The following is a 12,731-nucleotide window of genomic DNA, read 5'->3' as shown; positions in this document are numbered from 1 at the left end:
GATCTATATCATTTTTAGTTCATCAAAATGAATAAAAATAATCAAAAGAAGTAAAATCCGTACTTTTCGTTAGTTTTTAGGCAAAAAATTGGGCGACTTTTGCCGCCCAATTCCGTTATTTAGTATTTGATTTGTTGTTTCACAAATTCGACTAATTGATCTTTGTTGATCATCTGTTTTTCACCTGTTCGGCGATTTTTGTATTCTATTTCGCCATTTTGCAGGTTTTTCTCACCAATCACTAACATATGCGGTACACCAATGAGTTCCATATCTGCAAACATTACACCCGGGCGTTCTTTACGATCATCAAAAATCACTTCAATTCCTTCAGCAAGTAAAGTGCGGTACAAATTTTCTGCAAATTCTTGCACGCTTTCTGATTTGTGCATATTCATTGGGACGATAGCAACGGTAAACGGTGCAATGGCATCTGTTGGCCAAATAATGCCACGCTCATCGTGGCTTTGTTCAATCGCTGCGGCAACCACACGGCTCACGCCAATGCCGTAACAGCCCATAATCATCGTTTGTGGGCGACCATCTTCGCCTTGTACAGTGGCTTTCATTGCTTCAGAATATTTTGTACCCAGTTGGAAAATATGTCCGACTTCAATACCACGTTTGATTAATAATGACCCTTTACCATCTGGGCTAGGATCACCTTCTACTACATTGCGCAAATCTGCAATTTCTGGCATTGGCACATCACGTTCCCAGTTGATATTAAAATAATGTTTGCCATCAATATTTGCGCCAGCTGAGAAATCACTCATTAATGCCACACTACGATCAATAATGGCTGGGATCGGTAAATTTACAGGCCCAAGAGAACCAACACTTGCACCAATTTTCGCTTTAATGTCAGCTTCATCAGCAAATTCGAGAGGATCAGCCACTTGTGCTAATTTTTGTGCTTTGATTTCGTTTAAGTTGTGATCGCCACGGATGATTAACGCAATCAATGGTTGAGCGTCATTTGCACCTTTGACAATCAGCGTTTTCACGGTTTTTTCTATTGGCACATTAAATTGCTCAATAAGTTCATTGATTGTTTTGGCATTAGGCGTATCAATTAATTCCATTGCTAATGTTGGAACGGCTCGTTCACCTTGAGCCACTGCTTCTGCGAGTTCAATATTCGCTGCAAAATCAGATTCTGTGGAAAACACAATATCATCTTCGCCACTTTGTGCTAGCACTTGGAATTCGTGCGAGGCGCTACCACCAATAGAACCCGTATCCGCCTGAACAGCACGGAAATCTAAACCTAAACGGGTAAAAATGTTGCTGTAAGTTTGGTACATCACCTCATAGGTTTCTTGCAAACTTTCTTTTGTTGTGTGGAAAGAATACGCATCTTTCATTAAAAATTCGCGACCGCGCATTACCCCAAAACGTGGACGCACTTCATCACGGAATTTGGTTTGAATTTGGTATAAATTAAGCGGAAGTTGTTTATAAGAACTCACTTCACGGCGAACTAAATCCGTAATCACTTCTTCGTGGGTTGGGCCGAGGACGAAATCACGTTGCCCACGATCCTGAAAGCGTAATAATTCTGGACCATATTGTTCCCAACGTTGGGATTCTTGCCATAATTCAGCGGGTTGAACAACGGGCATTTCTACTTCAATTGCACCACTTTTATTCATTTCTTCACGTACAATATTTTCCACTTTTTTGAGTACGCGCAACCCTGTTGGTAGCCAGTTATAAAGCCCTGAGGCTAAAGGGCGTACCATTCCAGCACGTAGCATTAATTGATGGCTTACCACCTGTGCATCATTTGGGGTTTCTTTTAAAGTAGCAAATAAATATCGACTCGCTCGCATTGTTGTTTCCTATATTCATTATTTAAGAAAAAATTGGCGTTAGTTTATCATTGAGTGAGGTTCACTCAAAGAAGAAAGGGCTATTTGTGCAAATATTTTGTAGAAAAGAAAAGGCGCTGAGTCAATCTTATTTCTTTCAGTAAAAATCATCTTCCCCCGCACCGACTAAATCAGCAAATTCTTCACGTTGAAAACCGTGTGAAAGCATATAACGCCAGATTTTTTGTTTCATTTTAAAATCTTGTTGTTGGGCGTACTGAGGAAATTTTTTGCGTAAAACAGTCTGTGCAATCTCAGGCCAATTAATCTCCGTTTCAGCAAGGGCATCATTTAACGTCTCTGATGAAATCCCTTTTAATTGAGTAAGCTCTTGCTTAATACGGTTTAATCCATAGCCTTTTTGTGATCGGTAATGTAAATAATTTTCTGTAAAACGGCGATCACTTTGCCAATTTTTCTCCTGACAAAAAGCCAAAGCCTGTTCAATTTCCTCTTCACTGAAGGCTTTTTCTTGCATTTTACAACGTAATTCATATTCGCTATATTCACGACGAGCAAGTAAGTTCACCACATAATTTAACGCCAATGAAGTCATTTTTCCTCGCTTTATTATTAATATGTTAAATAAAGTTATTGATTTTACTAAAATCAATGAGGCGGAACAAATACTAGCAAAAAACAAGGTGCTTTATAATAATAAAAGTTTTAAAGCAAAATTTAAGGATGCCCAAAATATAATAAAATACGAACTTGACAAATTGAGGAAAACCGGATTAACAAGCCGAAGACTAGAATATTTATGGGAAATGAATTATAATCGCCCAGATCGCGATCGTATAGAAAACGCACCAAGCATCATCTGCATAGATGATTACAACGAATAAAAACAGATAGGGGGGAGTTATGTTTGCTGTACTTTTTGCCGGTTTACCGTTAATAATCTTTATTTTGTCGTTGTTAATTGTTCCTAAGGTTGTAATTATTTTAGTAATAACGCAATTATTTTTTTTGTTTTTGTTCGGGGTACATAAGCCCGAATATTGGGAAGCTCAAGCAAAATTTAAAAAGAATTTGCAAGATCTAAAAAATGGTAAAAAATAAAGTTCTGAAAGGGGAATGTTATGAAAAACGAAGATATAGGTCAATTATATTTAGAAAAAGTGCGGTCAAAAATTACCGCACTTTTTTAATATTACTTAATCGAAAGGTTTAAAATTCAGAATCTATTTCTGCCATCTCTGCATTTTGATCGGCTTCAATATCTGCAATGAGTGATTTATCTGGATTAGCTAAAAGCTCTTCACGTAATTTATTTTCTAATTCTTGAGCTTGTTCAGGGTGTTCTGCTAACCATTTCATCGCATTCGCTTTGCCTTGACCAATTTTTTCACCGTTATAAGAGAACCAAGCGCCCGCTTTATCAACTAATTTGTGTTTTACACCTAATTCAATTAATTCACCGTTGCGTGAAATTCCTTCACCATAAAGGATTTGGAAATCCACTTGACGGAATGGTGGCGCCACTTTATTTTTCACCACTTTGACACGTGTTTCATTACCGATGATTTCATCACCATCTTTTACTGCACCTACTCGACGAATATCTAGACGCACAGAAGAATAGAATTTTAATGCGTTACCACCCGTAGTGGTTTCTGGGTTACCAAACATTACACCAATTTTCATACGAATTTGGTTGATAAAAATCACCAAACAGTTTGAGTTTTTGATTTGCCCCGTTAGTTTACGCAAAGCTTGCGACATTAAGCGCGCTTGTAAACCAACGTGTGCATCGCCCATATCTCCTTCAATTTCTGCTTTTGGTGTAAGTGCAGCGACAGAATCCACAATCACCACTTCAATCGCACCAGAACGAACCAAGGCATCACAGATTTCTAATGCTTCTTCACCATTATCTGGTTGAGAAACGAGCAATTCTTTTACATCAACCCCGAGTTTTGCCGCATAGATAGGATCTAACGCGTGTTCTGCATCAATGAAAGCACAGGTCTTACCTAACTTTTGTGCTTGTGCAATAACAGAAAGGGTTAATGTGGTTTTTCCTGAAGATTCTGGCCCATAAATTTCTACGATACGTCCCATTGGCAAACCACCAATACCTAAGGCGATATCTAAACCAAGAGATCCTGTAGAAATAGATTCAATATCTAATTCTTGGGTTTCACCCAATTTCATAATAGACCCTTTACCAAATTGCTTTTCAATTTGACCAAGTGCGGCCGCAAGCGCTTTTTGTTTTTCTTCTTGAGTGGTAATTTGTGGTTTCTCGCTTTTTTTCGCTTTCTCTTCTTTAGCCATTTTGCTTATCCTTATATAAATTCATCATCAGAATTGCTGTATAATATAGCTGTATTGATATACAGTATCAAGTAAAATTTTTCTTTTTCTCATAGAATTTCATAATTAAATAAACATCAATCTAACTGCCCCCGCATCTGCAGCAAACCAGACACATCTAAACCGACGGTTTTAAGTGGATAGTTTAGTTATTTGCTACCCGTAATATTTAATCAATCATAAAATGGTAAATCAAAAAACTTCCAGTTATTCTTGAAGAAAGTAAAATTTCCGTTTAAGGTTGATACGATCAAACTATAATAGTTAATGTTTTATAAAATAACTAGAAAGGAATCTCAATATGTCTCTCTCCCCTGAAATTTTAAAACTTATCCATACGATTGCGGAAACAGGAAATTTCTCTATTGCAGCAGAGAAATTATATAAAGTACCATCTGCAATTAGCTATACAATAAAAAAAGTAGAAGATGAGCTTGGCGTGATCTTATTTGATCGCTCAGGACGACAAGTTAAACTCACCGAAGCAGGGACATATTTTATTCATCACAGTCAATGGTTACTTAACGCTTATGAGCATTTAATTACACAAACTAGAACCATTGAAAATGGAGTGGAACGAACTTTTACCATTGTTGTCAACAATATTATTAACTACGATGCTCTTGCAAAATTAACAGAAAAAATCACCGCTCTTTTCCCTGCGACACAATTGTCAATCCACACTGAAGTTTATAATGGATGTTGGGAAGCTTTATATAAGCAAAAAGCGGATCTTGTGATTGGCGCACCACATACTGCCCCTAAGATAGAAAACATTGTCTATCATCCAATTGGTAAAATAGAATGGGATTTTGTGGTCGCACCTCACCACCCAGTTGCTCACCTCACAACTGTTCTAACCTCAGAACAATTACGCCTACATCCTGCAATTGTTGTTGAAGATACATCATTTAATATGGATAAGCAGGTTGCTTGGTCATTGGAAGGGCAAAAAGTGATTTATGTTTCTGAGCTTTCAACTGCTATTAAGCTTATTACAGCGGGAGTAGGTATCGGATATATTCCTCATCACAGAATCAAGACTCAACTTGATCAAGGAAGAGTGCTAAAAAAAGCCATTTCAGAACAAAAACAACCAACGCAGCTATTTTATGCTTGGAACACTCAAATGCAAGGAAAAGTATTAACTTGGTGTCTAGATTATATTATGCAACCTCATATACAAACAATTTGGTGTCAATAATATTCAATTAATATATTTTGACTTTACTATTCAATTATTTTGAAAAAAAGAAATATCTTGTGATTCACATCACAAAATATTTTTTCATTTATAAGATATTCTGTTTATTTCAATAAAATTCCTTTCTACTCATCAATTTATTTTCCTATGATTGATGAAGTTTTCTTTATATTATCCCTTCAAAGAAAATAGATTTTTTATCAACAAAAGGAAATACTGACTATGTTAAAACAATTTCAAGCGGAACCATTCCCATTAAACTTTACCCCTCAAACAACCGCATTATTAATGATTGATATGCAACGTGATTTTGTAGAACCTGGCGGTTTTGGAGAGGCACTAGGTAATGATGTCAATCTCGTTCGTTCAGCTATTCAACCCTGTGAAAGTGTTTTAGCTGCAGCACGACAAGCAGGATTATTTATTATTCACACGCGTGAAGGACACCGAGCAGATTTAAGTGATTGCCCTCCAGCCAAATTAACACGTGGCGGAAAAACCTTTATTGGTGAACAAGGTCCTAAAGGGCGCATACTCATCCGCGGTGAAGAAGGACACGATATTATTCCTGAACTATACCCTATCGCAGGAGAACCCATTATTGATAAACCTGGTAAAGGGGCTTTTTATCAAACAGACTTACACTTAATTTTACAAAATCAGGGCATTAAAACCCTTATTGTTTGTGGTGTAACAACGGAAGTATGTGTAAACACAACCGTTCGTGAAGCAAATGATCGTGGATATGAATGTATTATCCCTGAAGATTGTGTGGGATCTTATTTTCCTGAATTTCAAGAATATGCACTGAAAATGATTAAAGCACAAGGCGCAATCTTTGGCTGGGTTTCTCATTCAACAGCAATTATTAAGGCATTAACTTCATAGGTGGAAATATGGCTGTCGAATATTTAATATTGCCGAATCTTTACCAAGATTCGGTTTCACTAATGCAGCTCTCAGCGAAGCTTTCAAACATTAACGGTATAGAACAAGCTTCTGTGATTATGGGTACTCCTGCAAACTTGACTCGCTTAGTCGATGCTGGATTTCCAGCTATTGAAGCAAATCCGAATGACTTAGTCATTATCGTCAAAGGAAACAAAAATGAATGTGAACAAGCCATTCATTTAGCTAAGCAATCACTTCTTTCTTCACCAAAGCAAACAATAGCAAATAAAAGTACTACCAAAATAACAAGCCTATCAAATGCAGTAGAAAAAAATACCGCACTAAATTTAGCGCTTATTTCTGTACCCGGTGAATATGCAGCAGCTGAAGCTATTAAGGCATTAAATGCTGGATTAAATGTAATGCTTTTTAGCGATAATGTTTCTCTCCAAGAAGAGAAACAAATAAAAACCCTCGCACAACAGAAAGATTTATTAGTAATGGGGCCTGATTGTGGTACAGCCATAATCAATGGCATTCCTTTAGGTTTTGCTAATATCGTGCGTGCGGGTAATATCGGTATTATTGCAGCCTCGGGTACAGGTTTACAAGAAGTCACCTGTAATATAGATAAACTTGGAGAAGGAATTTCTCAAGCTATTGGTACTGGAGGACATGATTTACACCAAGAAATTGGTGGCATATCTATGCTATATGCAATGGATTTATTAGAAAAAGATAAAAAAACAGAAGTCATCGTTTTAATTTCTAAGCCACCAGCATCAAATATTGCAGAAAAAATTAAAAAACGAGCAATGCAGATAAATAAACCTGTTGTATTTCATTTTTTAGGACAGCATTCTGCAAAAAATCAGGAAGATAATCTTTATTATGCCAAAACTTTAGCACATACGGCTGAAGTAGCAGTTGCTGTATTAAGGAAACAACGTATTCCTCCTCATATTCCATCAAGGATGAAAAATTCCCCTTGTTCATTAAAAATAGAACAACAATATATACGTGGTGTTTTTTCTGGTGGAACATTTTGCTTTGAAGCACAACAAATCCTACATCGTGCAGGATTGCGTTTGTTTTCTAACACTCCTATTGCTGAGGGTATGAAGCTAAAAGAGGCTAATCAAAGCCAGCAACATACATTATTAGATCTCGGAGATGATTTCTTTACTCAAGGCAAACCTCATCCTATGATTGATCCAACTTTACGTAATCAACGTCTTTTACAAGAAGGACTTGATCCTGAAGTTGCCGTTATTCTTTTTGATCTGGTCTTGGGTTATGGGGCAAATTTAATCCCCACAGAAACATTACTTCCTATTCTGCAAAAAATTCAGCAACAAAATTCGCCACCATATTTAATTGCGCATATTTGTGGTACTCCTCAAGATATTCAAAATAAACAATTAATCCAAGAACAATTACAAGATATTGGTGTATTTGTTGCCAATAATAATGCTGAAGCTACCTATTTTGCACTAGAAATACTGCAAAGGAGAAATACCAATGAATAATCTTTTTCAACAACCACTTTCTGTCGCTAATATTGGGTTAGAAAGCTTTGCCAAAAATATTCAACAAGCAGGGGCTACCGTACAACATTTACATTGGCAGCCTCCTGCACAAGGTAATAAAGAAATAGGTCTAAGGTTAGCAGAACTTAGTCATTGTCCAAAGATTGAACAAGCTAATCAAATAGCTCTATCTCGTTATCTAACCTCACAGCCTGCTTTAGTTGATGTTGTACCTGCTTACAAAGCAATTCCACAATTAATGAATCAAAAGCGGATTCTTCATGCTGGACCGCCAATACAATGGCAAGAAATGTGTGGACCAATGCAAGGAGCAATTATTGGCGCAATTTTATTTGAAGGTTGGGCAAAGACTACAGAGTCTGCCCAATTGCTCATAGAACAAGGGGAAGTTTTTTTTGAACCTTGCCACCACTATAATGCAGTAGGTCCAATGGCAGGCATCATTAGCCCATCAATGCCTGTATGGGTTGTAGAAGATATGGGGGATAAACATCATCGTTGCTTTAGTAACTTTAATGAAGGGTTAGGCAAAGCATTACGTTTTGGGGCAAATAATCCTGAAGTAATTAAACGTTTGCATTGGATGCGAACAGAACTTGCTGATAGCTTATCTGCCACACTCAAATTAAGTGGTCCAATTGAATTAAAACCCATAATGGCACAAGCACTACATATGGGAGATGAAATTCATAATCGTAATGCAGCAGCAACAAGCTTATTTCTTAAAAAGCTCCTTCCATTCTTACTTAAAGTCAAGCAACCTTTAGAACAACTTGAACGTGTTATCCAATTTATTACGAATAATGATCATTTTTTCCTCAACTTATCAATGGCTGCTTGTAAAACAATGCTATCTGCAGCGGAAGGGGTTCCTCACAGCACAATGGTAACAGTGATGGCAAGAAATGGCGTAAATTTTGGCATTCAAATTTCATCATTAAAACAACAATGGTTTCAAGCTCCTGCAAATGCGGTAAAAGGGTTATTTTTTCCTAATTTTGGGATAAATGATGCTGCTGCCGATCTTGGTGATAGCGCGATTACAGAAACAGCAGGAGTTGGTGGATTTGCAATGGCTTCTGCACCAGCCATTGTAAAATTTGTTGGAGGAACCACCGACGATGCTCTTAATCATAGCGTAATGATGCAGAATATTAGCATAGGAAAAAATCCTGCATTTACATTACCAACATTAAATTTTACCTCAACTGCTGTTGGTATTGATATTAGAAAAGTCATAGACACGGGGATTTTACCTATTATAAATACTGGTATTGCCCACAAATTACCGGGGATAGGTCAAATAGGTGCTGGCATTACAACGGCTCCAATGCAATGTTTTACGCAAGCTTTACAAGCTTTCTATAAAACCTACGCTAATTGTAAATAAGGAGATCAATATGAATGAACATATTTTATTTGCAGTAAATGGAACATTAATGAGAGGGTTAGCACTTAACCATAATTTACTTAATGTTGGGGCAAAATTTATTCGAGAGGATAAAACCGATGAATATTATCGCTTATGGTCAATTAATGATATTCATCCTGCGATGCAAAGAACACGGGAAAAATCTTATTCTGTTGAGTTAGAAATTTGGGCAATAAATCCCACCGCACTTGCAACTATTCTGTTAAATGAACCAAATGGTTTAACAATTGGAAAAGTTCATTTAACCAATGGTGAGCAAGTATTAGGAGTATTAGGTGAAAATTGGCTTACCCAAGGACAAATAGAAATTAGTCACACTGGTGGCTGGCGTAATTACTTAAGCCAACGGCAAAATAACCATAAGGAAAGACATTATGACAAATAGAAACAATAACGCTGATGCACCTTATGCCTCGGCAATTCAGATTGTAATGATTTTACTCGGCATTTTAATCACACCTGCCTTATTAGCCTCTTCAAGTTTAGGGAGCCAGCTCCCTTTTTCTAAAATGGTATTTGTAATTATGGTAGGAAGCATAATATTATCCTTACTTGCCGCAATCAATATGTCGATCGGAGTTAAAGCTCGTCTCCCCACCTATGGTCTTATAAAATTTAGCTTTGGTTCACAAGGCGCTATCGCTATCAACCTGATTATGGCAATAAGTTTATTAGGGTGGATTATTGTTACTGCCAATATGTTTGGGCATACTGTACAAGATTTCTTGTCCACACAATTCCAACTGATGCTTCCTTTACCTTTACTGGTTTTACTAGGCTGTTTAATTTTTGTAGGAGCTACCGCATTTGGTTTTGAATTTTTAAGTCGAATTGCAAAATGGGCCGTTCCAATAATCACATTATTAATGTTCTTCATTTTATACCTTACGTTAAAAAGTAATTTTTCCCCAAGTAAAGTGGTTCATACGATGAGTATTGGCGAAGGTATTTCCTCAGTCGTGGGGACAATAATTGTTTTAGTCACCACATCCGTAGATTTTGGGAGTTTTACAAAAAATAAAAAGCACGCTTGTATAGCTGGAATTCTAACCTTCGCTATTGCTTACCCTTTACTTTTTCTTATTGGTGCAGTTCCAAGTGCATTAACTGATAAAAATTCTTTATTAGATGCAATGTTAATCATAGGTAGCTTACTACCTGCTTATATTATTTTGATATTTGCGTGTATTACTGGTAACGCAGGTAATATGTTCCAAGGCACGTTAGTTTTTTCCACTCTTTTACCTCAGTTTCCAAAATGGAAAATCACGCTTACTTTAGGGGTTATTACCGCTCTTGTTGGTAGTATTGATATTATGGGATTATTCATTCCATTTTTATTATTTCTTGGTATTGCAACACCACCGATTTGTGGAATTTATATTACTGATTATTTTATCAATAGAAAAAATGGCTACAATGAGGACCATATTAACGATGAAGAGAAAATCAAATATCCTGCCTTTATCGCTTGGGCTGTGGGTGCATTAGTTGGATTTCTTACTGTAAAAGGTTTTTTTACTCTCACTTATATTCCACCTATTGATTCTATTTTAGTTGCATCATTATGTTACCTATTATTAATCAAAATAGTTAAAAAATAAAAGTTAAAAAGGTTTCGAAAGAAACCTTTTATACTCTCTTAAAAACATCTCTATTATTAATATAATCAAAGATGCCATATAAAACATCAACTCCAGAGGAAGAGCCAAAACTTAACATATTATTAATATATACGTTATTTTCTGGTGATTTCATTAAATCTAAAATCTCTTGCTTAAATAATCTACGGCTAGCATTTTCAATATAGTTTGCACTGATCTCGTTAGTATAATCTTTTGCTATCGCAGCAATTTCTCTAAATGGCTCGAAAATCCCTTCATTTTCAGCGTAATATGCTGCCATATAACCAACAATATAATCATCGCCGCTAGGCGTAAGTCCTCGTCCTAAACCAAGCATTTCCTTAAGCTTTGCATTCATTCTTCTTTGCTGAAAAGTAATTTCAAAAAAATCTTGTGGCCTTACTATGTTATCCAAAGCCTTTAAAATATTTTTAGAAGTTAGTAATTTCCTACTAGGAGAAAGTTTGCAATTAATTTCCTCTACAGCAAAGTAAGGAATAAAAACATTCTTAGAAATATGCTTCATTATAAATAAAAATAACTCATTTTCTAAAATTAAACTATAAGGGGATGGGCTTATATCCTCATTCATTATTGCATAAATTTTATTACCTTTTTTTATATTAATCACATTTTTAAAAACACTTACAACCTTATAATTACAATTCAATTCAAAATTTTTGTCTTTATAGTTCATATTTTTTCACTCGTCTTTTTATTAAAAAAATATATTATCACTATAATAAATCTAGTTTAAAAAAGATATAAAGATCTAATAAAAAAATAGTTAAGGAGAAAAAATGAAAAAAACACTTATTATCGCATTAGGTGGAAATGCCTTATTACGTCGAGGGCAAATATTATCCTATGAAAATCAATTACAAAATATACAACAACTAGCAATATCAATAAAGAAGCTCTCCCATCTATACCGCATTGTTATCGTGCATGGTAATGGCCCTCAGGTTGGATTACTCTTACAACAAAATGAAACCTATACAAATGTCCCATCTTATCCTTTAAGCTGCTTAGTTGCAGAAACACAGGGAATGATCGCAACAATGTTAATGCAAGAGCTTAGAAAAGAAATCGAAATCCCCATTGTTTCTATTCTTACTCACGTCGAAGTCAGTCCCGAAGATTCTGCTTTCCTAGCACCAACAAAATTTATTGGCGCTGTTTATAATGCTGAAGAAGCAAGAAAACTAGCTCAACAATATAACTGGATGCTCAAGCCTGATGGGAACTATTTTAGGCGTGTTGTTTCCTCTCCCTTACCTTTAGATATCCAAGAAAAAGCGATCATTCAAACAGCACTTCAACAAGATCACATTGTAATCTGCTGCGGTGGCGGAGGTATTCCAGTTGCTCGCCATCAAGGTAATTTTATTAATATTGATTGTGTTATTGATAAAGATGCTACCGCATCGTTATTAGCTCAACAGATTCAAGCGGATTATTTTTTGATTCTTACTGATGGTGACGGTATTTACTTAAATTGGGGAACAGAATATCAACAAAAACTAGAAAACGTCACCATAGATGAGCTTTCAAGATACCAGTTTGACGAAGGTTCTATGCAGCCTAAAGTTGATGCGATGATTAGCTATCTCACTCAAGTCCACCAAGGTATTGGAATTATTGCAGATTTACATCTCGCGCAAAATGCTATTGAGGGGAAAGCTGGCACACGAATTTTCAAAAATTAATCTCTATTTAAATTATGGGATATATCAATAAAAAATATATCCCTACTTTTGTCCTTTCTAATCTTAGATAGCATTTTTATTTCATTCCCCCTACAATATCAGTCTTTACTAATGATAAAACCACTCG

General features: G+C 36.0%; 13 protein-coding genes. 9 read left to right on the top strand and 4 right to left on the bottom strand.

The genetic code is table 11. The features are described 5' to 3' along the window. Positions 1–119: 119 nt before the first annotated feature. Together proS and recX are read right to left on the bottom strand one after the other, a co-directional pair. On the bottom strand, positions 120–1,835 hold the full coding sequence (proS, locus tag L4F93_RS04270) for a proline--tRNA ligase (protein WP_250351274.1): 1,716 nt from the start codon (positions 1,833–1,835) through the stop codon (positions 120–122). Between the two features lie 136 nt (positions 1,836–1,971). Then, positions 1,972–2,430, bottom strand: a complete 459-nt coding sequence (gene recX / locus L4F93_RS04265) for a recombination regulator RecX (protein WP_250351273.1) — start codon at positions 2,428–2,430, stop codon at positions 1,972–1,974. A gap of 22 nt (positions 2,431–2,452) precedes the next feature. On the opposite strand from recX, the gene L4F93_RS04260 reads away from it, so the two are divergent. Both L4F93_RS04260 and L4F93_RS04255 read left to right on the top strand, forming a co-directional pair. Beyond that, positions 2,453–2,719: a hypothetical protein gene (locus tag L4F93_RS04260; protein WP_250351272.1), complete on the top strand. Its 267-nt coding sequence runs from the start codon at positions 2,453–2,455 to the stop codon at positions 2,717–2,719. 19 nt (positions 2,720–2,738) lie between these two features. Then, a complete protein-coding gene (locus L4F93_RS04255) occupies positions 2,739–2,936 on the top strand; it encodes a hypothetical protein (protein ID WP_250351271.1) in 198 nt (65 codons plus the stop codon). A 108-nt stretch (positions 2,937–3,044) separates the two neighbouring features. On the opposite strand, the gene recA is transcribed toward L4F93_RS04255, so the two are convergent. After that, entirely contained in the window at positions 3,045–4,112 is a 1,068-nt protein-coding gene (recA, locus tag L4F93_RS04250) for a recombinase RecA (RefSeq protein ID WP_250351622.1), read from the bottom strand. Positions 4,113–4,494: 382 nt separating this feature from the next. Here recA and L4F93_RS04245 point away from each other — a divergent pair, with 382 nt between their 5' ends. From L4F93_RS04245 to L4F93_RS04220, 6 genes are all read left to right on the top strand, one after another. Then, a complete protein-coding gene (locus L4F93_RS04245) occupies positions 4,495–5,397 on the top strand; it encodes a LysR substrate-binding domain-containing protein (RefSeq protein ID WP_250351270.1) in 903 nt (300 codons plus the stop codon). A 222-nt stretch (positions 5,398–5,619) separates the two neighbouring features. After that, the gene (locus tag L4F93_RS04240) at positions 5,620–6,285 is read left to right on the top strand and encodes a cysteine hydrolase family protein (RefSeq protein WP_250351269.1); all 666 of its coding nucleotides are present in this window, start codon (positions 5,620–5,622) and stop codon (positions 6,283–6,285) included. Positions 6,286–6,293: 8 nt separating this feature from the next. Continuing rightward, a complete protein-coding gene (gene fdrA, locus L4F93_RS04235) occupies positions 6,294–7,817 on the top strand; it encodes an acyl-CoA synthetase FdrA (protein WP_250351268.1) in 1,524 nt (507 codons plus the stop codon). Then, on the top strand, positions 7,810–9,228 hold the full coding sequence (locus L4F93_RS04230; RefSeq protein ID WP_250351267.1) for a DUF1116 domain-containing protein: 1,419 nt from the start codon (positions 7,810–7,812) through the stop codon (positions 9,226–9,228). Before fdrA ends, L4F93_RS04230 begins: the two co-directional genes overlap by 8 nt. Before the next feature lie 10 nt (positions 9,229–9,238). Further along, a complete protein-coding gene (locus L4F93_RS04225) occupies positions 9,239–9,655 on the top strand; it encodes an allophanate hydrolase-related protein (RefSeq protein WP_250351266.1) in 417 nt (138 codons plus the stop codon). Next, positions 9,645–10,874, top strand: coding sequence for a cytosine permease (locus L4F93_RS04220; RefSeq protein WP_250351265.1), 1,230 nt, complete (start codon positions 9,645–9,647; stop codon positions 10,872–10,874). Before L4F93_RS04225 ends, L4F93_RS04220 begins: the two co-directional genes overlap by 11 nt. A gap of 28 nt (positions 10,875–10,902) precedes the next feature. Here L4F93_RS04220 and L4F93_RS04215 read toward each other — a convergent pair whose 3' ends face one another. Beyond that, positions 10,903–11,592 (bottom strand): DUF2877 domain-containing protein, encoded by a 690-nt coding sequence (locus L4F93_RS04215; RefSeq protein WP_250351264.1) that lies wholly within the window; start codon positions 11,590–11,592, stop codon positions 10,903–10,905. A gap of 103 nt (positions 11,593–11,695) precedes the next feature. On the opposite strand from L4F93_RS04215, the gene L4F93_RS04210 reads away from it, so the two are divergent. Next, positions 11,696–12,604, top strand: a complete 909-nt coding sequence (locus L4F93_RS04210; RefSeq protein WP_250351263.1) for a carbamate kinase — start codon at positions 11,696–11,698, stop codon at positions 12,602–12,604. The last annotated feature ends 127 nt before the right edge of the window (positions 12,605–12,731 follow it).

Origin of the sequence: Avibacterium sp. 20-132 (assembly GCF_023611925.1) — a bacterium.
Lineage (GTDB): Bacteria > Pseudomonadota > Gammaproteobacteria > Enterobacterales > Pasteurellaceae > Avibacterium.
The sequence above is the reverse complement of the archived record's forward strand: the minus strand, read 5'-3'. Positions and strand labels throughout refer to the sequence as shown.